Here is a 24,834-nt window from a genome sequence, read left to right on the forward strand (position 1 = left end):
TGGGGTTCAATGTACTGGTGACCGTGCAAGCCGCAGCCTCAGCACCTCGGGTAGAGACCCGGCAGCAGTCCCAGTTGCTCGCACTGCTGCGGGACGAGGGCCCGCTGGCCAAGGTGGAGCTCGGCGAGCGGCTGGAACTGCCGCGGGCACGCCTGGCCACCGAGATCGCCAAGCTGTTCGAGTGGAATCTGGTGGAGTCCGGGGGACCCGCGGCCAGCCGGGGCGGACGCCGTTCCACGCTGGTGAAACTTGCTGATGACCTGCGGTTTCTTGCCGCGGATATCGGTGCCACCTCGATTGGTGTGGCCATCACCGACGCTCGCTGCGAGGTGCTTGCCCATGTCGTGGAGGACTACGACATCCGTAAAGGCCCGGTGTCGGTGCTTGATCGGCTGACTCAGCTGTCGAGCAAGGTGCTCGGTGAGGTGACTGGGCGTGTCATCGGTGCGGGTGTCGGTCTGCCTGGTCCGGTCAGTTTCCGGGACGGTATGCCGGTCGCGCCGCCGATCATGCCGGGCTGGGATCGCTTTCCTGTCCGTGACCGGTTGGCCAGTCAGTGGGGTTGTCCGGTGACTGTGGACAACGACGTGAACGTGATGGCCCTCGGGGAACGGCACGCCGGGGTCGCGCGGTCGCTGAACGAGCTGATCTTCGTGAAGGTCGGTACCGGCATCGGTTGCGGGATCGTGCTCGGCGGCCGTGTGTACCGCGGCGTTGCGGGTACCGCGGGCGACATCGGCCACATCAAACTCGACGACTACGGCCCAGCCTGCGCGTGCGGTGAAGTCGGTTGCCTCGAAGCGTATTTCGGTGGTGCCGCGCTGGCTCGGGATGCGCTCACGCTTGCGCGCAGTGGACGGTCGACCTATCTCGCGGACTTGCTGGCGCACCAAGGCGAACTCACCGCCAGGGACGTCGCCTCCGCTGCCTCGGCCGGTGACTTCGCGGCGGCGAACCTGGTTCGTGAAGGCGGGCGACGGCTTGGGCATGTGGTCGCGTCGCTGGTCAGCTTCCTCAACCCGGGCATGGTCGTGATCGGCGGTGGCGTGTCCCGGCTGGGGCACCAGCTGCTCGCCGAGGTACGCAGCGCGGTCTATCGCCGTTCGCTGCCGTTGGCCACCGGCAACCTGCCGATAGTGCTGTCCGAGTTGGGAGACCTGGCCGGTGTGATCGGCGCCGCCTGGTCCGCGACTGATCACGCCTTCGCCGCTACGTGATGTTCTCGATCCGCGGTCCGGCCACGCGGACGTAGTCCTCGGTGGTCAACGCCATCGAGCGGTCGAGCCGCCCGGCGTTGAAGTACAGCTCGGGGAACGTGAGCAGCTTCGGATCGACGATCAGCTCGAGGTCCGGGTGGTAGCTGACCGGCAGCACAGTGCCGACCACGCTGCCCGCGAGCTCCTCGGCTTTCGCGGGCGACGCGAACGACACGTACGTGCCGCTCAGCAACTCCTTGACAGCGTTGAGGTTCAGCCGCGCGTCGCCGGGTACGACCGCGAGTACGTACCGGGTCTGCTTCTTGCCGATCTTGACCATGACGATCAGGCACTTGGCCGCCTGCTCGACCGGGTTGCCGCGCAGGGCGCTGACCAGGTCGGTCTGGCCTTCCGGCTCGTGGTCGATCAGCTTGTACCGCGCGTCCGCCGCGTCGAGGTCCGCGATCAGCCGCGAGTACACATCCGCATCACCAGTCACTGCCCAACAGCTCCTTCGCCGCCGCGATCCGTTGCTCGTCGCGCTGGTAGAACACCCATTGCTTGATCTTGCGGCCGCGCACCAGACCGGCCCGGCTCAGCACCTTCATGTGCTCGCCGCAGGTCGGCTGGCTCACGCCCAGCTTCTGCGCGATCAACAGCGAGCAGACCCCGTCGGCCACCAGGTCGCCGTCGCGTTGCGGCGGGAAGTTGGCCACCGGATCCTTCAGCCACCGCAGGATCAACAGCCGCTTGTCGTTGGCCAGCGCCTTGACCAGGTCGAGCACAGAGGCATTATGGCAATTTGCTCATTGCCTGTCCAGTAGGCCGGACGGCCTCTCGTTCTCCGGGCACGCACCCGGTAGCATCGCCGTCGATGATCATCAATCCGCTCCGCCCGGACCTGGTCGGGCGGAAGGTGCTGCTCCGCGAAGTCGGTCCGGCCGACCGGCGGACGCTGGCCGGGTTCGACCGGGACTCCTCCCCGCAGACCGGCGGCTACCGGCACTGGGCCGCGCATCGGGCGAGTTCCGCCGACACCGGCGACGACCTGCGGTTCGCCATCGAGACGCTGCACAGCCGGATCGTTGTCGGGTCGATGTCCACGATCCAGGCCCCTGGTCCGGACCAGTTCAGCTACGGCATCGGGATCGGGCCGCAGCACCGGTGCTGTGGTTACGCCGCCGACGCGGTCGTTGTCCTGCTCGGTTTCATGTTCGGGCAACGCGGCTACCGCAAGTGCGAGGTCATCATCCACGGCGGCAACCTCGCCTCGCTCGCGCTGCACGGCAGCCTCGGCTTCCGTGAAGAGGACCGCCTGCGGGACACCTACCTGCTGCGCGGGAAGATCAAGTACCCGGTGATGATGAGCATCACCGCCGGTGAATTCGCCGCGCTGCGGCCGGACGCCCAGGATCTTCCCCGGCGCGGGCGGCACTGGCGCAACCGGCGAGGACGTCACTGGAGCTAGGCGCCGGTCTGCAAGTAGCCGGCCCACATTGTCGGCAGGTGGGGGATGTCGGTGCGAATGCCGCGGATGGCGTGGTGCAGGGCGCGGGCTGAGTCGCTTGTGGACCCGAGGTTGCCGTAGAAGTCCGCGGCGATGAACGATGTGACGGAGTCGTTGACGGGCCACAAGGTGCCGATGACGTGCGGGTAGCCCGCCAGCTGGAACGCGGTCGGCAGATGGGTGGGTTCGTCGATCAGGGACGGGGTTTCGCAGGCCGAGAGGTAGGCCAGACGCGCCCGCGTGAGCTGGATCGGCACCAGGCTGTCGATCCGGAGCGGCGCGTCTTCCAGATGCAGCCGGCCTCCGGCGTCGCCGCGGCAGGTGAAGTGGACGATCGGGCAGCTGTCCAAATGCGACAGCACGTTGCCACGGGTGGCAGGGCTGAGCACCATCGAGTTCGGCACGCGGCCGAGGACCGCTTCGGCCTCGGCCGTTTCCGCGGCCGAGGTGGCGACGACCAGGGCATGGGAGACCGCGGTCGGGTGGGCATAGTCGCGAGCGTGGCCGAGTGCCTTGATCGTCGGAGTGTGCGAGGAGATCACGCGGTCCAGCACTGATTCGCCGGGGGCGTAGTGGTATCCGGCGGCGTGGATCGGGAGCAGGCTCAGCGGTCCGCTGGTGACCCACCACATGCGCGGCCACTCGGTACGCGGGACATCCACGAAGCCCAGGGCGGACAGGATCGGCGCGGCCGCGACGTCCCACAGCCATTCGAGTACGCCGTGCAGCACGTCCTGATTGGACGATTCGAGAGCCGTGTAGAACGCGTCCAGCCTGGTGGACAGGGCGCGGGGCGTCAGGCGAGGCAACGGGACGGACGTGATCCCGTGGCCGGTCACCAGGATCGCGTCGCTGCTGTACTGGCTGACGTTGATCACCGCCAGCGGCCCGTCCTGCGCGGCGGAGAGATCGACTTCCACCGGCAGGAGGAACGTGGCGAAGCCAGGCAGCGCTCGGATCACCGCCACAGTCCGGGTGAACGTCTCGGACAGCACGCCTCGGGCCGGATTGCCCGCCGTGACCGGGTCGTCGGGCAACGACAGCTGATCGCGCAGGTCGATGAACTGGCGGGCCAGGTCCGGGTACTCCGCTCGGAGGTCCACCACGTCGCCGCGCGTTCCGAGGGCCTGGCTGAGCTGCCCGCCGCGACCGAGTTCCAGCAGGCTCAGCGCCCGGCTCGGCGACCCGGCGGCCAGCGCGAGCGACGCCGCCTCGCGCACCAGTTCGCTGTGCTGCACAGGGGATTCGGCCGCGACGCGGACCGCTGTCTCCAGCAGGTTCGCCGCCCGCCCAGGACTGGACGCCGCGATCAGCGATCCGGCCGACCAGCACGCGTCGACCGCAATGGATGGAGCGGCAAGCGGAACCGACGTGGCCTCAACGAACCGCGTGAAGGCCTCGTTGAGATCACCGGCGTCCCGCAGCAGATGGCCCAGCGAGGCCAGCCTGCACGCGAGCGCGGGATCGTCCGCGGCCGTCGCCTGTACGGCAGCACGGCTGAACGCGATCGCCTCGTTCGCGTCCGGCAGTATCAGGGCAAGTTTGGACAAAGCGGACACGGAGCCGGTGCGGACGGCCTCCTCGCCGAGTTCGATCGCCTCGGCCAGGTCCGCCTGGTTTCCGCGCAACCGGAACCGTTCGTGCAACGCCGAAACCAGGAAAGGGCTGGCAGCGCCCCGGAACGCGCTGATCGCGGCGTCCAGGTCGGCGGCGGAACCCTTGCGTGCGTACCGCGTGAGCAGGACGTGACCGACTACATTGGACACGTGCGGCCGGTCGGTCAGTGGCGCGGCGGCGTGTGCCTCACGAGCCAAAGTGAGCGCTTGGTCAAGGTCCGCCTCGGCTCCGGTGCGGGCGTGCCGGCGCAGTAAAGCGTGCGCCAGAGTGCTCAGATGCGAGTGGTTGGCCGAGGTCGTGGCCACGGCCTCCCAGCCGATCGCGATCGCCTCGTCCAGATCGGCCAGCGCGCCGGTCCGTTCGAACCGGATCAGCAACGCCGTTTTCAGCTGTGTCAACGGCCGTTTGGTCCGCGCGGCGCCGACGGCGGCACGGGTGGTGACAATCGCGTGGTCCAGATCGCCCGGATCGCCCAGCAACTCATACCGGCTGATCAGGACCGCACCGAGATTGTCCAGGTAACGGGCCCGGTCGGCGTCGTCCAGCGCTGCCGCCTCCACAGCCGCATGGGCGAACGCCAGCGCTGAGTCCAGGTCCTCGGCAGAGCCGCTGGCCTCGAACCGCACCCGCAACGCCGCCGCCAGATTGCCCAGCGCCATCGCGCTGGGCCGGGCGTCCACCGCGGCCTGGCCGTACCCGATCGCACGGTCCAAGTCGGACTGGTTGCCCGCGTGCGAGTACCGGACCCGGAAGGACGTGCAGAGGCTCGACACGGCCACCACCCAGTCCGGATGGCCGGCCGGGAAGGCGTCCGCACCGGTCAGCCCGGCCGCGATCGCCTCGTCCAGATCGGCCACGTCGCCGCCGGCCTCGAAGCGGACCAGTAAAGCCGAACTGAGCCTGGCCAGCATCGCCGGCTGGCTGACCGCGGACCGGATCAGCGTGATCGCCTCGTCCAGATCCGGTTTGCTGCCCGACTGCTGGAACCGGCTGTACAGCGCCAAACCCAGCACAGTCAGGCACAACGTGCGACCAGGCTCGCCACCTGCGGTGCCCCGCCGGGCGATGCCGATGGCCTCGGCAAGATCCTCAGCCCGGTTGCTCCGCCCATAACGCAGCCACAGCGACATCCCGAGGTTGTGCCGGTACGAACTCAGGTTCGGATCGCCACCAGGCGCCACCTCCAGAACGTGGCGGCTGGTGGCGATCGCGGCTTCCAGATCGTCGGGCGTCCCGGCCCGCTCGAACCGCAGCCGCAACGCCAGACTCAGATTGTGCAGGTGAACCGGCCGGTCGACATGCTCGCGGCCGACCGATTCCGCGACCCGCCGACACAGGTCGACCGCGGCCTCGATCACGTCGAGGTCCGTGCTGCCCTGCGCCTGATCGAGATAGCTCAGAGCCTGCTCGACGTCACTCCCCACCACAGTTGAGAAAGGTACCTACTGCGGGGTCGGTTCTGGTGTCAGGGGAGCAGTTCCGGCGTGGTGGCGAGCCGGATCATCTGGTTGGCATCGAGGATTCGCTTCGTCGGCGTGGGTCCGCCAAGGTCCATTGTCACCTCTGACCGCCCGGACTGGACGCGCACTGTCATGTGCGGGCTCCCGGGCTTCCCAGGGTCGTGGTCGAAGACCAGCACCGTTTCGCCGTGTGGGCCGACCCGTTGTTCACAGGGGCCGCGGGTGCTCATGGTTTTACATGTGTCCTTAGGGTCGCTGTCGCGGGTGACGATGTTCAGTTGCACGTAGTCGTTGCGGTCGGTGACAGCGTAGGCACCTCGGGTAGGGCCGAGGATCTTGGTCTTTGTCTTCTGCCATGGCGTGCCAGGAGTCTCCTTTGCCAGGAACTTGTCGAACACACAGCGGAGTTGTGCTTCCTTCTCGGCCGGCGGTGGACACCCGCTTCCCAACGAAGGGGGCGCCGCGGGTCCGATCGGTGGTGGCGGCGTCGCGGCTGTCGTGAAGACGACAGGCACGGCGACTGCCGCTGCGGCCAGCACTGCCACTCCGCCTGCGATGGTCAGGGACCTGTGGCGTTGACGCTTGCGCCGTGCGGCGGTGAACACCTCGTCGAACGTCATCCGCATCGGCGGCTCGTCCGCGGAGGCGTAGGTCTCCAGTTCAGTACGCAAGTCGGCCATCGTTCATCACTCCCTCCGGGATTTCCAGCGCTGTGCGTAGGGCCTCGACGCCGCGCGAGGTCTGGCTTTTGACCGTGCCCTGGGCGACGCCCATCAGTTCGGCCACTTCCGCGATGGACAGGTCCTCCATGAACCGGAGCACGACCATCGCTCGCTGACTGGGCGACAGGTCACGCAGTGCTGCCGCTATGTCCAGCCGTTCCTCGCTGTTACGGCCCTGTGGCGCGACCTCGTCCGGGATCGCCGCGAACGCCTGCTCACGCTTGCGTTTGGGCACGCCACTGAGGAAGACGTTGGTCAGGATCCTGCGGGCGTAGGCGTCCGCGGTCTCCGGCCGGACCCGCTTCCAGCGCTGATAGAGCCGGATGAAGGTGTTCTGTGTGATGTCCTCGGCGAGGTGCCAGTCGCCGCACATCGCGTACGCCAGCCTTCGCAGCCTGCGCGAACGGGATTCGAAGTACTCCTCGAACGCCAGGTCACCCGGCGAATCTCGCACGGTCTCTCCTTACTGAGTCCGACGCTGTCCGATGCTCCTACCCCGTGAGGGGCCCGGGAGGTTCAAGGCGAGTTTCGAGCGAGCGGAACAAAGGGTTCTGGTTCGGGTGACTTAGCGTTAGACTCGCCCTACTTTTGTCGGAGCCGAGCGAAAGACTGTCCTAAGTATTGGTACTTTTGGCGGATTGCGATACAAGTCCCCCAGAATCCAAGGTTGCGTGTGAGCTAGGGCACCTTAGTTCGGCTAGTTACCCAACGAAGTGGAGCTGGAGTGCCGGTCATGCCGGAGCAGCCGACCGACCGCGCCGCGTTGCGCAGGGCGAACCTCGCCTGGGTCATGCGCGTCCTGCGGGAGCAGGGCGGTTTGTCGCGGGCGCAGCTGGCGGTGCTGTCCGGTCTGAGCAAGGCGACGGTCTCCACTCTGGTCGCCGAGCTCACGTCCCGTCGCCTGGTCCGGCCCGGTGGTGTCGCCGCAGGCGGGCAGGGTAGGCCGGGGCAGATCGTCGAGCTGGATCCGGAGGGTGCCCGGGGGATCGGCCTGGAGATCAATCTCGACCATCTCGCCGCGACCACGGTGGACACCGCGGGTCACGTGGTCTCCGACCGCCAGATTCCCTTCGACGTGCTGTCGGCTGGTGTCGAGCGGACCATCGACAAGCTCGCCGAGGTCGCGGGTGACGAGCTGGCCGCGGTCGTCACCACGTTCCCGGCCGGGATCACGATGTCGGTGCCTGGTCTGGTCGATACCGGGCGTGGTGTCGTGCGGCTTGCCCCGAGGCTGCGCTGGCGTGAGGTTCCGCTGGCAGACGGCCTCGCCGGGCGGCTCGGCTTCCCGCTCGACCGGATCTCGGTGGACAACGACGCCAACCTCGCCGCCACCGCCGAGTACGAGACCGGCGGCGTGCGCGGCACGGCCGACCTCGTCTACGTGACCGGGGATTTCGGCATCGGCGCGGGCGTGATCGCGGGCAGCAGGCTGATCCGCGGCTCGATCGGGTACGCCGGCGAGGTCGGGCACATGTCCATGGACCCGATGGGCCCGCAGTGCTCGTGTGGGCGCCGGGGCTGCTGGGAGACGCAGGTCGGGCTGGCCGCGCTGTTCCACGCGCTGTCCGCGCCCGGCGACCCGGTGTCCGACCCGAACCGGGCGATCGAGGAACGGATGGCCATCATCCGGGCCCGCGCCGAGCATGGTGACCAGCGCACGCTCGGCGCGCTGCACCAGATCGGCGCCGCGCTCGGCGTCGGCGTGTCCATTGTGGTCAACGTACTGAGCCCTGCGGTCGTGGTACTCGGCGGTTACTTCGCCGCGTTGCCCGACTGGCTGGTCGAGCCTGCCCGGATCGAGGTCGCCGCCCGGGCGGTCGTGGCCGAGGCCGCGACGGTTCGTGTGGTCGGTTCCGAGCTCGGCTTCACCGCCGCCCGGACCGGCGGCGCACTGGCCGCGTTGAGCCGGATCTTCGAGGATCCGACTCAGGTACCGGAACGAATGCACACCGCCGAGTTGACCAAAACGGAGGCACCGGCTTGACCGCCGAAGAAAGTTCAGTACTGCTGCAGATGACCGGGATCGTCAAGACGTTCCCGGGGGTTCGTGCGCTCGGCGGTGTGGACCTGACCGTCCGCGCCGGCGAGGTGCACTGCCTGCTCGGCCAGAACGGCGCGGGCAAGTCCACCCTGATCAAGGTGCTGGCCGGGGCGCACCAGCCCGACGAGGGCGAGATCGTCTGGCAGGGCGAGACGGCCACGCTGTCCTCGCCCGTGGCCGCGCTGCGGATGGGCGTGGCCACGATGTACCAGGAACTCGACCTGATCCCTGGTCTGTCGGTGGCCGACAACATCTTCCTCGGCCACGAGCACGCCAAGTTCGGCTTCACCCGCGACCGGGCGGCCCGCAAGCAGGCGACGGCGTTGCTCAAGCGGCTCGGCCACCCGGAGATCCCGCCGGAGAAGGAGGTCGGTGAGCTGTCGGCGGCCGGCCAGCAGCTGGTCTCGATGGCCCGCGCGCTGGCGCACGACGCCAAGCTGATCGTGATGGACGAGCCGACCGCGGCACTGGCCGCCGACGAGGTCACGAACCTCTTCCGGGTCGTGGCCGACCTGACGGCCGACGGCGTCGCGGTCGTCTACATCTCCCACCGGCTGGAGGAGATCCGCGAGATCGGCCACCGGGTCACGGTCCTCAAGGACGGCAAGACCGTCGCGAGTGGACTCGCCGCGGACACGCCGACCTCGGATCTGGTCGCGCTGATGTCGGGCAAGCGCGTGGAGACGGTGTACCCGCACCGCGAGGAGTCCACTGTGGACTCATCGCGGGAGGTGCTCAAGGTCGAGCGGCTCGGCCGGGACAACGAGTTCGCCGACGTCAACTTCACCGTGCACGCCGGGGAGATCCTGGGCATCGCCGGGCTGGTCGGTGCCGGGCGCAGCGAGATCCTGGAGACCATCTTCGGTGCCCGCAAGGCCGATCGCGGCCAGGTCTTCGTCAACGGCAAGCAGCTCAAGGCCGGTGACGTGAAGGCCGCGGTCAACGCGGGCATCGGGCTGGCGCCGGAGGAACGCAAGAGCCAGGCGCTGCTGATGGACATGACGGTCGCGCAGAACGTGACGCTGGCCAGCATGGGCGCCTACAGCAGCTTCGGGTTCACCGACCGGGCCAAGGAACTGCGGGATTCCCGGGCCAAGCTGGAAGACCTGGATCTGCGCCCGTCCGATCCGCGCCGCGGCATCAGCACGCTGTCGGGTGGCAACCAGCAGAAGGCGGTTGTCGCGCGCTGGCTCGTGCACGGCTGCAAGATCCTGCTGCTGGACGAGCCGACCCGCGGTGTCGACGTCGGCGCACGGGCGGAGCTGTACCGGTTGATCCGGGAACTGGCCGCGGACGGTGTCGCGCTGGTGCTGGTCTCCAGCGAGATGCCCGAGGTACTCGGTCTCGCCGACCGGGTGCTGGTACTGCGTGAGGGACGGGTGATCCATGAGGCGCCCGCCGACGAGCTGACCGAGGCGGACGTGTTGGACATGGTGATGGAGGGAAGTGCCGCGTGACCCAGCTAGAACCCGCTGAGAACACCGCAGAGCGGGACACCGAGCCGCCGGGAACCCCGGCATCGCGCGACAAGCGCGGATTCCCTGTGGACCTACGGCTGGCCAGCCTGTTCGGCGTCCTGGTGCTGATGATCATCATCGGCTGGGTCACCAGCCCGGACAACTTCCTCACCGGGAGCAACTTCGACACGATCCTTCGGCTGGCCGCGCCGTCCGGGGTGGTCGCCGTCGGGATGACGTTCGTGATCATCAGCGGCGGCATCGACCTGTCGGTCGGGTCGGTGGTCGGCCTGGCCAGCGTGTGGATGACCACGCTGGCCACCCAGTCCTACGGGCCGTGGGTGATGGTGATCTGCGGGCTCCTGGTCGGCCTGGCGGCCGGTCTGGTCAACGGCGTGCTGATCGCGTACGGCCGGATGGTGCCGTTCATCGCGACGCTCGCGATGTACATCTCGGCGCGTGGTCTGGCCGAGTATCTCAGCAACAAGCAGACACAGGTCGTGCGTGACCAGGACTTCCTGACGTTCTTCCGCGGCTCGTTCCTCGGGATCCCCACCCTGATCTGGATTCTGGCCGTGGTGGTCGTCGTCGGCTGGGTCGTGCTCAACCGGACCACGTTCGGCCGCCGTACGTTCGCCGTCGGCGGCAACCCGGAGGCGACTCGCTTGGCGGGCATCAACGTCAAGCGGCACATCGCCCTGGTCTACGGCGTTGCCGGTGCGCTGGCCGGCATCACCGCGATCATGCTTGCGGCCCGGACCACAGCCGGTTCGTCGACCAACGGCTTGTTCTACGAACTGGACGCGATCGCCGCGGTGGTCATCGGCGGCACGGTGCTGACCGGGGGCCGCGGCACCATGGTCGGCACGCTGATCGGCGTGATGATCTTCACGCTGATCACGAACATCTTCGCTCAGAACAACCTTCCGACCGAGGTACAGAACATCGCCAAGGGCGTGATCATCGTCATCGCCGTGCTGCTGCAGTTCCGCACCAACCGGGCACGTTCCACCACTTAAGAACCGAAAACCAGGAGATCAAAGATGACCGACCTGCCTCCTTTCCTTGCCCGACGCGGATTCCTCATCGGTGGTGCCGCCGTCGGCGCGGGCGCCCTGCTGGCCGGGTGCACGTCCAACGAGCAGCCACAGGCCCAGACACCGGCCGGGAACGTCGCCGCGGGCCAGGGTGACAACGCCAAGCCGGGCAAGATGGTGACCATCGGCTTCTCCGCACCGGCGGCCGACCACGGCTGGATCGCGGCGATCACCAAGAACGCCAAGGCACAGGCCGACAAGTTCAAGGCCGACGTGACGCTGAAGGCCACCGAGGGCACCAACGACCCGAGCCAGCAGATCGCCCAGGTCGAGACGCTGATCAACCAGAAGGTCGACGTCCTGGTGATCCTGCCGATGGACGGCAAGCAGCTGACCTCGGTCGGCCAGTCCGCGATGGACAAGGGCATCCCGGTGATCAACCTGGACCGGATCTTCGACACCGCGCTGGCGTACCGCCTCTGGATCGGCGGCGACAACTACCGCATGGGGGTCAACGCGGGCAACTACATCGCCGCGGAGCTGAAGAAGAAGAACATCAGCAAGCCGGTCATCGGCGAGGTGGCCGGGATCGACTCGCTGCCGCTGACCCAGGACCGCAGCCGCGGCTTCAAGGACGCGCTGGTCAAGGCCGGCTTCAGCGTCGGCCCACGGGTGGCCGCCGAGTTCACCGTGGAGACCGGCGAGCGGCAGACCGCGAACCTGCTACAGGCCGCGCCGAAGCTGGACGCGTTGTGGAACCACGACGACGACCAGGGCATCGGCGTGATGGCGGCGATCAGTGCGGCCAACCGCAAGGAATTCATCATGGTCGGCGGCGCCGGCTCGAAGAACATGATCGACAAGATCAAGGCCGACAACGACGTGATCAAGGCGACGGTGCTCTACAGCCCGTCCATGTCGTCCTCGGCGATCGCGCTCGCGCGGCTGCTGGGCCAGGCCAAGGGCATGGGCGACCTGGCCGAGCACGAGATCCCGGCGTCCATCACCACCTACTCCGCGGTGGTCACCAAGGAGAACGCCGACCAGTACGCCGACGTGGCGTTCGACTCCTAACGGCACCGACCGGGGTGTGGAAGCCGTTGTACGCAAGGAAGGGTGATCGATGAGCAACGCAGGCGACGGGACTATCGGCGTCGGCATGGTGGGCCACGCCTTCATGGGGAGGGTCCATTCGCACGCCTGGCGCACCGTGCACCGCTTCTACGACGTGCCGCTGGCGCCGCGGCTGGCCGTGCTGGGTGGCCGGGACCTGGACCGGACCAAGGCCGCCGCGGCCAAGATGGGGTGGGACGCCGTAGAGACCGACTGGCGGGAGCTCATCGCCCGCGACGACGTGCAGATCGTGGACATCTGCACGCCTGGCGACTCGCACAAGGACATCGCCATCGCCGCCCTGGCGGCAGGCAAGCATGTGCTGTGCGAGAAGCCGCTGGCGAACTCGGTCGCCGAGGCGGAGGAGATGGCCGCGGCCGCGACGGCTGCCGCGGCCAACGGCCAGCGCTCGATGGTGGCGTTCAACTACCGCCGTGTGCCCGCGCTGGCGCTGGCGCGTCAGATGATCGTCGAAGGCAGGCTGGGCAGGGTCAGGCACGTCCGCGCGCAGTACCTGCAGGACTGGCTGTCGGACCCCACCACACCGATGGCGTGGCGGCTGCGCAAGGAGGAGGCGGGCTCCGGCGCGCTGGGGGACATCGGTGCGCACATCATCGACGCCACCCAGTTCCTGCTCGGTGAGCAGCTGACCGGGGTGTCCGCGCTGACCGAGACGTTCGTCCACAAGCGACCGGTCGCGGGGGACCCGGACGGCAGGCTGGACGACGTCACGGTGGACGACGCCGCGTTGTTCATCGGCCGGTTCGCCTCCGGCGCGCTGGCCTCCTACGAGGCGACCCGGTTCGCGCTGGGTCGCAAGAACGCGATGCGGGTGGAGATCAACGGCGAGCGGGGCAGTCTCGCCTTCGACTTCGAGTCGATGAACGAGCTGTCCTTCTACGACGGGGAAATCGACGACCAGAGCGCCGGGTTCCGGCGGATCCTGGTCACCGAGCCGACGCACCCGTATGTGGGTGCTTGGTGGCCACCCGGTCACCTGATCGGTTATGAACACACCTTCACGCATGAGGTGTTCGATTTTCTCACCCATGTCCACGACGGCACCGACCCGGCGCCGAGTTTCGCCGACGGCCTGCAGGTGCAGAAAGTCCTGGGGGCAGTGGAAACCAGCGCGGGCAACGACGCGAAGTGGACGCCTGTGTCCTGAATGGACTCCAAAGAGCGACAGGCCAGGTGAACGCTGCCCGCCTGGGTGGCAGCCCGTGGCGGGCAGCGTTCGCGCTCACGAAAGGAGAACGAGTTCCCCTTCTCTAACGGTCAGGCAACCGCCGCGAGCAAGGAGAAAATACCAGTGGGACCGACGAAGATCCCAGCTTTGCGCAGACACTTAACCCGGCGAGCCTGTGCAGCGGCTCTCGCACTCACCACCGGCCTTGGCATGGCCACCGCCGTGCCGGCCGCCGCGCACCCTGATCAACCGCACGTCCTGGTGTTCTCCAAGACAGCCGGTTTCCGTCACGACTCGATCGCCGACGGTATCGCCGCTATCCGGCAACTGGGGCAGCAGAACAACTTCGAAGTGTTCGCCACCGAGGACGCGGGTGCCTTCACCGACGCGAACCTCGACCAGTACGCCGCGGTGGTGTGGCTCTCGACCACCGGTGACGTGCTCAACGCCGACCAGCAGGCCGCGTTCGAGCGGTACATCAACGATGGCGGCGGGTACGCGGGCGTTCACGCCGCGTCGGACACCGAATACGACTGGCCCTGGTACGGCCAGCTCGTGGGCGCCTACTTCAAGTCGCACCCGCAGATCCAGCAGGCGACGGTCAACATCGAGGACCACTCGCACCCGTCGACCGCCGGTGTGCCGAACAAGTGGGTCCGAACGGACGAGTGGTACAACTACCGCGCGAACCCCCGGGCGAACGTGAAGGTCCTCGCCACATTGGACGAGACGACCTACCAGCCCGGCGCGGACGCGATGGGTGACCATCCGATCTCCTGGTGTCACACCACCAACCGCGGCCGGTCCTGGTACACGGGCAACGGCCACACCAAGGAGTCCTACGCGGACGCGAACTTCCGCAAGCACCTGCTCGGCGGAATCCAGTACGCCGCCGGGATCCTGCCGGCCAACTGCTCGCCGGGCCCGGAGCAGCAGCCTGTGGACACCGACTTCGACCAGATCACGCTGGCCAAGGGCGAGGAGAAGACCGGTGAGCCGATCGCGCTCGCGGTGCTGCCCGACCGCCGGGTGATCCACACGTCCCGCGACGGCGAGGTCTACCTGACCACCCCGGACGCGATCACCAAGCTGATCGGCAAGATCCCGGTCTACAACCATGACGAGGACGGCGTGCAGGGCGTCGCGATCGACCCGGACTTCGCGACCAACAAGTGGGTCTACATCTATTACGCGCCACCGTTGAACACACCGGCAGGTGACGCGCCGAACAACGGCACACCCGCGGACTTCGCGCCCTTCGACGGCTACAACCAGTTGTCCCGGTTCAAGCTGGCCGACGACGCGACGCTGGATCTGGCCTCGGAGCAGAAGATCCTGCAGACGCCCGCCACCCGAGGCCTCTGCTGCCACGTCGGCGGCGAGATCGACTTCGACGCGGCGGGCAACCTGCTGATGAGCACGGGTGACGACACGAACCCGTTCGCCAGCGACGGTTTCACCCCGATCGACGAGCGCGCCGACCGCAACCCGGGCTACGACGCCCAGCGCACCTCGGCCAACACCAACGATCTGCGCGGCAAGCTCCTGCGTATCAAGGTGAACGCGGATGGCAGCTACGCCATCCCGGCGGGCAACCTGTTCGCACCGGGCACGGCGAAGACCCGCCCGGAGATCTACGCGATGGGCTTCCGCAACCCGTTCCGGTTCGCGGTGGACAAGCAGACCGGTTGGATCCACCTCGGTGACTACGGTCCGGACGCCGGCGCGGCCAACCCGGCCCGAGGTCCTGGCGGCACGGTGGAGTTCAACCTGATCAAGCAGCCGGGCAACTACGGCTGGCCGTACTGCGTCGGGGACAACCAGCCGTTCATCGACTACGACTTCGCGACCGGCCAGTCAGGTTCGGCCTTCAACTGTGCGGCACCGAAAAACGAGAGCCCGCACAACACCGGCCTGGTCGACCTGCCCCCGGTTCAGCCTGCGTGGATTCCCTACGACGGCGGATCTGTGCCGGAATTCGGTGACGGTGCCGAGTCGCCGATGGGTGGCCCGACCTACCACTACGACGCGACGAACCCGTCGCCGACGAAGTTCCCGGCGTACTTCGACAAGAAGAACTTCGCCTACGAGTGGGATCGCGGCTGGATCAAGGAGATCACGGTCGGGCCGAACGGCGAACGCGGTGCCATCAAGCCGTTCTTCAACTCCATGGAACTCTCCCGGCCGATGAACATCGAGTTCGGCCCGGACGGCTCGTTGTACGTGCTGGACTACGGCACCGGTTACTTCGGCGGCTCAGCTGAGTCGGCCGTCTACCGGATCGACTACACCAAGGGCACCCGGACGCCGGTGGTGAAACTGGCGGCCAGCAGGACATCCGGGCACGCCCCGCTGCAGGTGAACTTCGATCCGGCCGGTACCAACGATCCTGACGGTCAGCCGGTCACCTACGCGTGGGACTTCGAGAACGACGGCACGGTCGACTCGACCACCGCCGGACCGGTCAGTCACACGTACACGCAGAACGGCCAGTTCATCGCGAAACTGTCGGTGACCGACTCGACCGGGCTCGTCGGCTCGGCCAACGTGATCATCACGGTGGGCAACACCGCGCCGACGGTGACCGTGGAGGCTCCGGTCAACGGTGGCTTCTTCGCCTTCGGGGACAAGGTTCCGTTCAAGGTGAAGGTCACCGACCCGGAGGACGGGCAGATCGACTGCAGCAAGGTGCACGTCCGTTACATCCTCGGGCACGACAACCACGGCCACCCGCTCAGCGAGGCGTTCGGCTGTGAGGGCGTGATCGAGACACCGGGCGAGAACGGGCACGGCGAGGACACCAACATCTTCGGCGTCCTCAACGCGCAGTACACCGACAACGCGCAGGGTTCGATCCCGGCGCTGACCGGCGAGGGCGAAAGCGTCCTGCAGCCCAAGCTCAAGCAGGCCGAGTTCTTCACCCAGATGAACGGCATCCAGGTCGTCGACCACAGCGGTGCCAGCGGTGGCAAACGGGTCGGCTACATCGACGCCGGGGACTGGATCTCCATCAACCCGACGAACCTGACCGGCATCACCGGTCTGGGCCTGCGGGTGTCCTCGGGCGGTGCGGGCGGCACGATCGAGGTTCGCTCCGGCTCGCCCGACGGCCCGCTGCTGCAGACATTCGCGGTCAGCAATACCGGGAGTTTCGACAACTACGTGGACCTTCCGGTCAAGCCGATCCCGGATCCCGGTGGCACCAAACCGCTGTACCTGGTTTTCCAGGGCACCGGCACCGGTGGTCTGTACGATGTGGACGCTCTGCGGTTCGAGGGCACCGGCGTGGCACAGCCACCGGCGTGCCAGCCGACGCAGCCTGAAGCGGGCTACACCAGCCTGTTCGACGGCACGGCCGCGAGTTTCGGCAAGTGGAAGCAGTCCGGTCCCGGCCGGTTCGTGCACAAGCCCGACTGCACGCTGTTCACCGAGGGCGGTCTGGGCCTGCTCAGCTACCCAGAGGAGTTCAACGCCTACAGCCTGAAACTGGACTGGAAAGTCGACGGGGACGACAACTCCGGTGTCTTCGTCGGCTACCCGGACCCGGGCAACGACCCGTGGGTCGCGGTCAACCAGGGCTACGAGATCCAGATCGACGCCACGGACGCGCCGGAGAAGACCACCGGTTCGATCTACAGCTTCCAGTCGGCCGACATCGCCAAGCGGGACGCGGCACTCAAGCCGCCCGGCCAGTGGAACGCCTACGAGATCGTCGTTCGCGGGCAGACCATCCAGGTCTCGCTGAACGGGGTCGTGATCAACGACTTCGTTTCCACCGACCCGAACCGTGACCTGACGCAGGGCTTCATCGGCCTGCAGAACCACGGTGACGGCGACGACGTCTCGTTCCGCAACGTCCGGATCAAGGAAATCGAGACCGTGCCGCCGGTCACGGTGGCGCAGTTCGCCAACCCTGGCGACTGGCATCCGGGCCAGGTCCCGGTTTCGCTCTCCGCGACCGACGCCGGGTCGGGTGTGGCACGTACCGAGTACAAGCTCGACAACGGCCCCTGGACGCAGTACACGGCGCCTGTCGTGGTCACCGGTGACGGCCAGCACACGTTGCTGTACCGGTCGGTGGACAAGGACGGCAACGTGGAGCCGGACAAGGCCGCGACGATCAAGATCGACGCGACCAAGCCGACCCTGCTGGTGTCCGGGGTCGCCGACGGGCGTGTGTACGGCGATGCCACGGACGTGGTGGTCAGTTATCACGCGGAGGACGCGACCTCCGGGATCGCGTCGGTGACCGGCAAGATCAATTCATCGCCGGTGGAATCCGGTCGTGCGGTGGCGCTCTACCAGCTGCCGCTCGGCGTGCACACCTTGTCCGTGGTCGCACTGGACAAGGCGGGCAACAGCACCGAACAGCGGCTGACGTTCGCGACCACGACGTCACTGCGCGACATCGACCAGCTGATCGATCGCTTCCGGGCGACCAACCGGCTGCCGCTGGCGGCATATGTGAGTTTGTCCGGCCAGCTGGCCAAGGCCCGCAAGGCCGAGGCGGCCGGCGATGACGCCAAAGCTGTCAAGCAGTTGCGAAAGTTCGTGGAACTCGCGAATGATCCGGCTAAGGTCACCGATCCGGACGTCCGGTCCACCCTGGTCAGGGACGCCCGTGCGGTGATCGGCTCGATCGAGGGCAGCGCGGTACTGCCCCGGCCGAGCTCCGGAAGCTGACCACGGCCGAGGTGTTCTTTGACGCGGGAGCACCTCGGCCGTTCGCGGGATAGGGGATGAGGCCAATGCGGCAACGAAGCGGACTGTGGCTGATGGGAGCCCGCGGCTCTGTCGCGACCACTGCGGTCACAGGTCTGCTCGCTTTGCGGGCAGGGCTGATCCGGCCGGTCGGGTGTGTGACCGAACGGCTGGAGATGGACCACTCTGTGCTGCCGGCGTGGGACGACATCGTCGTCGGCGGGCACGACATCGTGTCGATACCGCTGGACAAGCGAGCCGAGCAGCTCGCCGAGTCCGGCCTTATCCCGCACTCGGTGTTCACCGCCGTGGCCCCTGGGCTGCGTGCGGTGGACACCGAGTTACGAGACGGGTATCACCCGGTGACACACACCGGTTCGCTCGCCGACGCGGTCGCGCGGCTGGCCGGCGACATCGAGGAGTTCCGTACCCGCAACGATTTGGCGCGGGTGGTTGTGGTCAACGTTACATCGACCGAACCGCCGGTGCCCGCAATGCCGGAACACCAGGACTTCGACCTGCTGGTCCAGGCACTGAACGATCCACAACGGACGGTTCTGCCGCCGAGCTCGGTCGGTGCGTACGCCGCGCTGACGGCCGGTTGCCCGTACGTGGACTTCACCCCGTCGCCGGGGATCAAGATGCCGGCGATGGACGAACTGGCGCGCCGGAAAGCAGTGCCCTACGCGGGCGCGGACGGAAAGACAGGGGAGACCCTCCTGCGGACCGTGCTGGCGCCCATGTTCACCGCCCGCGCGTTGAATGTCCGGTCCTGGGCCGGCACGAACCTGCTCGGCGGCGGGGACGGCGCGAACCTGGCCGACCCCGAGCAGGCCAAGGGCAAGCTTGAGTCCAAGGCGCGCGGTCTGCACAACCTGATCGGCGAGGTCACCGCACCGCTGCACATCGACAACGTCCCGGACCTGGCCGAGCGCAAGGTCGCCTGGGACTACGTGTCGTTCGAGGGTTTCCTCGGCGCGAAGATGAGCCTGCAGTTCACCTGGGACGGTTATGACTCCGCGCTGGCCGCGCCGCTCGTGCTCGACCTGCACCGGCTGGTCAGTGCCGCGCACGCGGACGGCCAGACCGGGGCGCTGTCCGAACTGGCGTTCTTCTTCAAGGACCCGTTGGGCACTGACGAGCACCGGTTCGCCGAACAGACCCGGATGCTGGCCGAATGGGCGGCCCAGCTGTGAACCCATACATCGAGTTGGTGCGGGCGCCCGCGGCGCTGTCGGTTCTCGGCGACACGGTCGCGGGTGCGGCCGCGGCCGGGAACCCGTTGCGTGGCAGACGTCTCGCGCTGCCGTTGGCCTCGGTGGCGTTCTACTGGTCCGGGATGGCGTTGAACGACTGGTCGGACCGGGAACTGGACGCAGTCGAACGCCCGGAACGCCCGATTCCGTCCGGCCGGGTCAGCCCCGAGAAAGCGCTTGCAGTCGCAGGTGGACTGACCGTGGCCGGGCTGGCGCTCGCCGCCTATGGTGGCGCTTTCCGGATAGCGCTGCCCTTGGCCGGTGCGGTATGGGCCTACGACCTGGTGTTGAAGTCCACTCCGGCTGGGCCGGCCGCGATGGCCGCGTGCCGTGGTCTGGACGTGATGCTCGGTGCGGGCGGTGCCAGGGCGGCAGTGCCGGCGGCCACCGTGATGGCCGGGCACACGTTCGGGCTGACGGCTTTGTCCCGTGGGGAAGTGCATGGCGCGTCCGATGTGACCGCTCGTGCTGCCCTGACGGGCACCGCGGTGGCCACAGCGGCCGCAGTGCTGGGCCGGGCCCAGTCATGGCGTCACCGCCTTGGTTCGTTGGTCTTCGGTGGCATGTACGCCGCGAATGTCGGCGCCGCCCAACTCGCCGCGACGCGGGACCCGTCCGGGCCTACAGTCCGTAAGGCGACCATGGCCGGGATCCACGGCATGGTCCCGCTGCAGGCCGCGTTGGCGGCCCGTCGCGGGTCGCTGCTCGGCGCGAGCGTGATCTCCGCGGCGATTCCACTGGCCAAGAAGCTGGCGAGGCGGGTGAGCCCGACATGACGTTCCATCTGGGGTATGGCACCAACGGGTTCGCCAACCACCGCCTCGACGACGCGTTGCGGATCATCGCCGACCTCGGGTACACCTCAGTGGCGCTGACGCTGGACCACCAGCACCTGGACCCGTTCGCCGACGATCTGGCCGAACGGGTCGATCACGTCGGCCGGCTGTTGTCCTCGCTGGGGTTGCGCAGTGTGGTGGAGACCGGGGCACGGTTCCTGCTCGACCCATGGCGTAAGCACCATCCGACGCTCGTGTCCGACGACACCGAGATCCGGGTCGACTTCCTGCAGCGGGCCATCCGGATCGCGGCTGATCTGGGCTCCGACGCGGTCTCGTACTGGTCGGGGATCAAGCCGTCCGATGTGGACAACGATGTCGCGCACCGGCGGATGCTCTCCGGGATCTCCCAGGTGCTGCTGGAGGCGGACCGGCGGCAGGTCCGGATCGGCCTCGAACCCGAGCCAGGCATGTTCGTGCAGCACCTTGAGCAAGCGCTTTCCTTGCGTGCGGAGCTGGGCGATCCGGCGATGTTCGGCATCACGCTCGACGTCGGGCACTGCATCGCCGTCGAGCCGGTGGACGCCGCCGAGTGCATCCGCCGGGCCGGCGACCTGATCGTGAACGTCCAGTTGGACGACATGATGCCGAAGGTGCACGAGCACCTTGAGTTCGGTGAGGGGCAGCTGGACCTGAGCGCCACCCTGGCCGCGCTGGCCGGGATCGGTTACACGGGAGTCGCGGCAGTGGAGTTGCCGCGGCACAGCCACGCCGCGCCTGACGTGGCCCGCCGGGCGTTCGCGGCGCTGACCGCCGCGATGCCGTCTGCTGAGAGGGTGGGATAAGTGGATCATCCCTGGCTGGTGGACGCCGAAGCCAAGGTCCGGGCCAAGCCCGAGACCATCCGAGCGATCTTCCCCGCGGTGGGCCGCAAAGTCGGCCGTGACCCGCTACGGCCCGAGATCGACCCGCAGGGCCTGATCCACGGCACTGTGGACGATCTGGCGCGCACACGTCTGCTCGAAGTCCTCGCCGAGGCGATGCAGCCGGAGCCGCTGGCGACCGAGGTCGCCGAGTTGTACCGCTACGGCGACGACGCGGAACGCCGTGGCGTGCTGCGTGGACTGTCCGCGCTGCCCGAATCGGCGATCCAAACAGGACTGGACCTCGTGGCCGACGCGTTGCGGGCCAACGACATCCGGCTGGTCGCGGCCGCGCTCGGCTCGTTCGCCGGCAAGAACCTTGACCAGCACGCGTGGCGGCACGGCGTGCTGAAGTGCTTGTTCGTCGGCGTCCCGCTGGCAGCGGTGGCGGATCTCGAGCGCCGCACCGACGCCGAACTGCTGCGGATGGTGTCCGACTACGCCGACGAACGCAGGGCGGCGGGCCGTGAGGTGCCCGCCGACGCTCAACGACTTCTGGAGGTCAGCTGATGCGAATCTTCGACCCGCACATCCACATGACCTCACGGACCACCGACGACTACGAGGCGATGTTCGAAGCCGGGGTCCGCGCCTTGGTCGAACCCGCGTTCTGGCTCGGCCAGCCGCGCACAGGAGTCGGCTCGTTCACCGACTACTTCGACGCGCTGATCGGCTGGGAGAGATTCCGGGCGGCCCAGTTCGGCATCCGGCACCACTGCACGATCGCGTTGAACCCCAAGGAGGCCAACGATCCCCGGTGCACCCCGGTGCTCGACATCCTGCCGCGCTACCTGGCCAAGGACGGCGTGGTCGCGGTCGGTGAGGTCGGCTACGACTCGATGACCCCGGCAGAGGACGAGGCCTTCGCCCGGCAGATGCAGCTGGCGATCGAGCACGAACTGCCTGCCCTGGTGCACACCCCGCACCGCGACAAGCTCGCCGGCACGCGCCGGACGCTGGACGTGGTCAAGGAATCCGGGATCGCACCGGAGTTCGTGGCGGTGGACCACCTCAACGAGATGACTGTCGGCGTGGTCAAGGAATCCGGGTGCTGGATGGGTTTCTCGATCTACCCGGACACCAAGATGGACGAGGCCCGGATGGTCGCGATCCTCAAGGAGTACGGCACCGACAAGGTGCTCGTGAACTCCGCGGCCGACTGGGGCCGCTCGGACCCGTTGAAGACCTACCGAACCGGCACGCAGATGCTCGAAGCCGGGTTCAGCGAGTCCGATGTGGACAAGGTGCTCTGGCAGAACCCGGTGGAGTTCTACGGCCAGAGCGGCCGGCTCGTGCTGGACGAACTGCCCGGCTTCGAGGCGTCGGCCGAGACTTTCCAAGGCAACTCCGTGCTCCGGGGCGGGCGCCAGTGAGCAGGCTCGGGTACTGCACGAACGTGCACCCGGCCGAGGACCTGCCGGGGATTCTCCAGCAGCTGGACACGTACGCCGTTCCGGTCCGTGAGAAGCTGGGCGTGGACCGGCTCGGCCTCGGCTTATGGCTCGCGGCTGATGTCGCTGCCGGGCTTGCGGCCGATCCCTTCGCACGCAAGAAGTTCCGTGCTGAGCTGGATGCGCGCGGGCTCGGCGTGATCACGATGAACGCGTTCCCGTACGGCGGTTTCCATGCGGACGTGGTCAAACTGTCGGTGTACGAACCGCGTTGGACCGATCGCAGGCGCTTGCAGTACACATTGGACTGCTTCGTCGTGCTTGACGAGATCCTGTCCGACGACGTGGCGTACGGCAGCATCTCGACACTGCCGCTCGGCTGGCGGGAGCCGTGGACCGAGACAGACGACACTGCATCCCTCGATGCGCTCGCCGAACTCACCCGGGCTTTGCGGGGCTGCTCGAAAGTGATGAAACTGGCGGTGGAGCCCGAACCGGGCTGCATCCTGGACACGGTCGCCGACACGATCGCGTGGCTCGCGCCGCGCGTCGACCCTGAATACATCGGTTTGTGCCTGGACACGTGCCACCTCGCGGTGTCGTTCGCCGACCCCGGCGAGACTGTCAAGTCCATCGCCGAATCCGGGCTGGAAGTCGTCAAGGTCCAGGCGTCGTCGGCGCTGCACGTGGCCGAGCCGAAGGCGGCATTGGCCGAGTTGCGGGAGTTCGCCGAACCCCGGTACCTCCACCAGGTCCGGGAGCTTTCGGCGGACGGCACTGTGGCCAAGGCCGACGACTTGCCCGAGGCGCTGGAGACATTGCCTGGTGAAGGGCCATGGCGGGTGCACTTCCACGTGCCATTGCATGCCCAGCCGGACAAGCCGTTGGCGTCCACCAATGACGTCATCACCGAGGTGCTCCGGGCAGTACCGGCGGACCGGACCGTCGAAGTAGAGACCTACACGTGGAACGTACTGCCCGAACGGCATCAGCAGGATCTGGTAGACGGTATAGCGGCAGAGCTGGCCTGGGCAGGCAAGGAGATTTCATGAAGCCGCTGGTTGTTATCGACATCGTCGGGCTGACACCCCGGCTGCTGGAACACATGCCGAACGTCAGGCGGATCGCCGACCAGGGCTGGAAAGCCGAGCTGGGTACCGTTCTGCCCGCGGTCACATGCAGCGCGCAGTCGACGTTCCTCACCGGGCAGATGCCCGCGCAGCACGGGATTGTCGGCAACGGCTGGTACTTCCGGGAACTCGGCGAGGTGTTCCTCTGGCGGCAGCACAACAAACTCGTGGGTGGCGAGAAGATCTGGGAGACCGCACGGGCGGCGAACCCCGGATACCAGGCCGCAAACGTGTGCTGGTGGTATGCCATGGGTGCGACCACTGATCTGACGGTGACCCCTCGGCCGATCTACTACGCGGACGGCCGCAAAGCGCCGGACTGCTACACCCGGCCGGTCCGGCTGCGCGACGAGCTGACCGAGGCGCTGGGGGAATTCCCGCTGTTCCAGTACTGGGGACCGACTGCGTCGATCGCGTCCACCAAGTGGATCGTGGGCGCGTCCCGGCGAATCCTCAGTGGACACAAGCCGGACATGCTGCTGGCGTACATCCCGCACCTGGACTACGACCTGCAGCGGTTCGGGCCCGGTTCGCAGGAGGCCGTCGTCGCGGCCCGTGCGGTCGACGCCGAACTCGCGCCGCTGCTACAGGACGCCCAATCCGCCGGTGCGACTGTGGTCGCGTTGAGCGAGTACGGCATCACCGACGCCAGTCGTCCGATCGACATCAACCGGGCGCTGCGTGCCGAAGGCCTGCTCGAGGTGTACACACAGGACGGTATGGAGTACCTGGACCCGTGGGTCTCCAGGGCTTTCGCGGTCGCCGACCACCAGGTCGCGCACGTCTACGTCGAGGACAACAGCGATCTGCCGCGTGTCAAGGAGCTGCTGGAACGCCTGCCCGGGGTGGACATGGTGCTCGACCGTGTCTCCCAGGCGCGCTACCAGCTTGACCACCCGCGTGCCGGTGATCTTGTGGTGGTCGCCGAGCCCGACGCGTGGTTCACTTACTACTACTGGCTCAACGACGACCGCGCCCCGGATTTCGCCCGTGGCGTGGAGATCCACCGCAAGCCCGGCTACGACCCGGCCGAGCTGTTCTTCAACCCGGCCGACCCGTTGGTGAAGGCCAAGGCGGGCCTGAACCTGGTGAAGAAGAAGGTCGGGCTGCGCTACGCCATGAACGTGGTGCCGCTGGAGGCGAGCATGGTCAAAGGCTCGCACGGCAGGCTGCCCGACGACCCGCAGGACAGCCCGGTGCTGCTCTGCTCCGACCCGCGCGAGCCAGGCAAGGACAAGCTCGCCGCCACCGACGTCCGCAACCTTTTGCTGGGGCTGCAGGACATCAAGCCTCTCGCTGAAACGCTGAAGGGATAAGC

The 24,834-nt window shown here is 67.6% G+C and carries 18 protein-coding genes and 1 pseudogene; 14 read left to right on the forward strand and 5 right to left on the reverse strand.

All coding sequences use genetic code 11. The annotated features are described in order from the left end of the window. Positions 1–17 precede the first annotated feature (17 nt). The gene (locus tag JOF56_RS29255) at positions 18–1,217 is read left to right on the forward strand and encodes an ROK family transcriptional regulator (protein ID WP_307855308.1); all 1,200 of its coding nucleotides are present in this window, start codon (positions 18–20) and stop codon (positions 1,215–1,217) included. On the opposite strand, the gene JOF56_RS29260 is transcribed toward JOF56_RS29255, so the two are convergent. Further along, entirely contained in the window at positions 1,210–1,695 is a 486-nt protein-coding gene (locus tag JOF56_RS29260) for a YbaK/EbsC family protein (RefSeq protein WP_209642700.1), read from the reverse strand. The two genes, JOF56_RS29255 and JOF56_RS29260, sit on opposite strands and share 8 nt — an antisense overlap. Beyond that, positions 1,685–1,981, reverse strand: coding sequence for an ArsR/SmtB family transcription factor (locus tag JOF56_RS29265; protein WP_209642701.1), 297 nt, complete (start codon positions 1,979–1,981; stop codon positions 1,685–1,687). The genes JOF56_RS29260 and JOF56_RS29265 overlap by 11 nt, the downstream gene beginning before the upstream one ends. A gap of 89 nt (positions 1,982–2,070) precedes the next feature. On the opposite strand from JOF56_RS29265, the gene JOF56_RS29270 reads away from it, so the two are divergent. Then, on the forward strand, positions 2,071–2,664 hold the full coding sequence (locus JOF56_RS29270) for a GNAT family N-acetyltransferase (protein WP_209642702.1): 594 nt from the start codon (positions 2,071–2,073) through the stop codon (positions 2,662–2,664). Here JOF56_RS29270 and JOF56_RS29275 read toward each other — a convergent pair. From JOF56_RS29275 to JOF56_RS29285, 3 genes are read right to left on the reverse strand one after another with little or no spacing between them, the layout of a single operon-like run. Beyond that, positions 2,661–5,747 carry a CHAT domain-containing protein gene (locus JOF56_RS29275; RefSeq protein WP_209642703.1) on the reverse strand — a complete coding sequence of 1,029 codons (3,087 nt, stop codon included), beginning with the start codon at positions 5,745–5,747 and terminating at the stop codon, positions 2,661–2,663. The genes JOF56_RS29270 and JOF56_RS29275 overlap by 4 nt on opposite strands. Positions 5,748–5,785: 38 nt before the next feature. Beyond that, positions 5,786–6,460, reverse strand: coding sequence for a hypothetical protein (locus tag JOF56_RS29280; RefSeq protein WP_209642704.1), 675 nt, complete (start codon positions 6,458–6,460; stop codon positions 5,786–5,788). Next, positions 6,441–6,956, reverse strand: coding sequence for a SigE family RNA polymerase sigma factor (locus tag JOF56_RS29285; protein ID WP_209642705.1), 516 nt, complete (start codon positions 6,954–6,956; stop codon positions 6,441–6,443). The genes JOF56_RS29280 and JOF56_RS29285 overlap by 20 nt, the downstream gene beginning before the upstream one ends. A 279-nt stretch (positions 6,957–7,235) precedes the next feature. Between JOF56_RS29285 and JOF56_RS29290 the strand changes: the two genes are divergently transcribed. From JOF56_RS29290 to JOF56_RS29345, 12 genes and pseudogenes are all read left to right on the forward strand, one after another. Further along, on the forward strand, positions 7,236–8,486 hold the full coding sequence (locus JOF56_RS29290; protein WP_245378444.1) for an ROK family transcriptional regulator: 1,251 nt from the start codon (positions 7,236–7,238) through the stop codon (positions 8,484–8,486). Positions 8,487–8,515: 29 nt separating this feature from the next. Beyond that, the gene (locus JOF56_RS29295; RefSeq protein WP_209648552.1) at positions 8,516–10,000 is read left to right on the forward strand and encodes a sugar ABC transporter ATP-binding protein; all 1,485 of its coding nucleotides are present in this window, start codon (positions 8,516–8,518) and stop codon (positions 9,998–10,000) included. Positions 10,001–10,086: 86 nt separating this feature from the next. Further along, positions 10,087–11,019 (forward strand): ABC transporter permease, encoded by a 933-nt coding sequence (locus JOF56_RS29300; RefSeq protein ID WP_307855806.1) that lies wholly within the window; start codon positions 10,087–10,089, stop codon positions 11,017–11,019. Between the two features lie 24 nt (positions 11,020–11,043). Further along, positions 11,044–12,111 (forward strand): substrate-binding domain-containing protein, encoded by a 1,068-nt coding sequence (locus JOF56_RS29305; RefSeq protein WP_209642707.1) that lies wholly within the window; start codon positions 11,044–11,046, stop codon positions 12,109–12,111. A 49-nt stretch (positions 12,112–12,160) separates the two neighbouring features. Next, on the forward strand, positions 12,161–13,318 hold the full coding sequence (locus JOF56_RS29310) for a Gfo/Idh/MocA family protein (RefSeq protein WP_209642708.1): 1,158 nt from the start codon (positions 12,161–12,163) through the stop codon (positions 13,316–13,318). Positions 13,319–13,549: 231 nt separating this feature from the next. Next, entirely contained in the window at positions 13,550–18,022 is a 4,473-nt protein-coding gene (locus JOF56_RS29315) for a ThuA domain-containing protein (protein WP_209642709.1), read from the forward strand. Positions 18,023–18,087: 65 nt separating this feature from the next. Beyond that, a complete protein-coding gene (locus JOF56_RS29320) occupies positions 18,088–19,236 on the forward strand; it encodes an inositol-3-phosphate synthase (protein WP_209642710.1) in 1,149 nt (382 codons plus the stop codon). Next, positions 19,233–20,072: an SCO3242 family prenyltransferase gene (locus JOF56_RS29325; protein ID WP_209648554.1), complete on the forward strand. Its 840-nt coding sequence runs from the start codon at positions 19,233–19,235 to the stop codon at positions 20,070–20,072. Before JOF56_RS29320 ends, JOF56_RS29325 begins: the two co-directional genes overlap by 4 nt. Then, a pseudogene (locus JOF56_RS29330) lies at positions 20,069–21,505 on the forward strand (EboA domain-containing protein). Before JOF56_RS29325 ends, JOF56_RS29330 begins: the two are co-directional and overlap by 4 nt. Continuing rightward, entirely contained in the window at positions 21,505–22,368 is an 864-nt protein-coding gene (locus JOF56_RS29335) for a TatD family hydrolase (protein WP_209642711.1), read from the forward strand. Before JOF56_RS29330 ends, JOF56_RS29335 begins: the two are co-directional and overlap by 1 nt. Next, on the forward strand, positions 22,365–23,438 hold the full coding sequence (eboE, locus tag JOF56_RS29340) for a metabolite traffic protein EboE (protein WP_209642712.1): 1,074 nt from the start codon (positions 22,365–22,367) through the stop codon (positions 23,436–23,438). Before JOF56_RS29335 ends, eboE begins: the two co-directional genes overlap by 4 nt. Further along, the gene (locus tag JOF56_RS29345) at positions 23,435–24,832 is read left to right on the forward strand and encodes an alkaline phosphatase family protein (protein ID WP_209642713.1); all 1,398 of its coding nucleotides are present in this window, start codon (positions 23,435–23,437) and stop codon (positions 24,830–24,832) included. Before eboE ends, JOF56_RS29345 begins: the two co-directional genes overlap by 4 nt. The last annotated feature ends 2 nt before the right edge of the window (positions 24,833–24,834 follow it).

The organism is Kibdelosporangium banguiense (genome assembly GCF_017876405.1).
Lineage (GTDB): Bacteria > Actinomycetota > Actinomycetes > Mycobacteriales > Pseudonocardiaceae > Kibdelosporangium > Kibdelosporangium banguiense.

What these genes read in the sequence shown, in the direction of transcription:
- JOF56_RS29295 (WP_209648552.1), top strand. Translation starts at nt 8,516, where the DNA reads ATGACCGGGATCGTCAAGACGTTCCCGGGGGTTCGTGCGCTCGGCGGT.
- JOF56_RS29290 (WP_245378444.1), top strand. Translation starts at nt 7,236, where the DNA reads ATGCCGGAGCAGCCGACCGACCGCGCCGCGTTGCGCAGGGCGAACCTC.
- JOF56_RS29320 (WP_209642710.1), top strand. Translation starts at nt 18,088, where the DNA reads ATGCGGCAACGAAGCGGACTGTGGCTGATGGGAGCCCGCGGCTCTGTC.
- JOF56_RS29335 (WP_209642711.1), top strand. Translation starts at nt 21,505, where the DNA reads ATGCGAATCTTCGACCCGCACATCCACATGACCTCACGGACCACCGAC.
- JOF56_RS29310 (WP_209642708.1), top strand. Translation starts at nt 12,161, where the DNA reads ATGAGCAACGCAGGCGACGGGACTATCGGCGTCGGCATGGTGGGCCAC.
- JOF56_RS29270 (WP_209642702.1), top strand. Translation starts at nt 2,071, where the DNA reads ATGATCATCAATCCGCTCCGCCCGGACCTGGTCGGGCGGAAGGTGCTG.
- JOF56_RS29345 (WP_209642713.1), top strand. Translation starts at nt 23,435, where the DNA reads ATGAAGCCGCTGGTTGTTATCGACATCGTCGGGCTGACACCCCGGCTG.
- JOF56_RS29305 (WP_209642707.1), top strand. Translation starts at nt 11,044, where the DNA reads ATGACCGACCTGCCTCCTTTCCTTGCCCGACGCGGATTCCTCATCGGT.
- JOF56_RS29315 (WP_209642709.1), top strand. Translation starts at nt 13,550, where the DNA reads ATGGCCACCGCCGTGCCGGCCGCCGCGCACCCTGATCAACCGCACGTC.
- JOF56_RS29280 (WP_209642704.1), bottom strand. Translation starts at nt 6,460, where the DNA reads ATGGCCGACTTGCGTACTGAACTGGAGACCTACGCCTCCGCGGACGAG.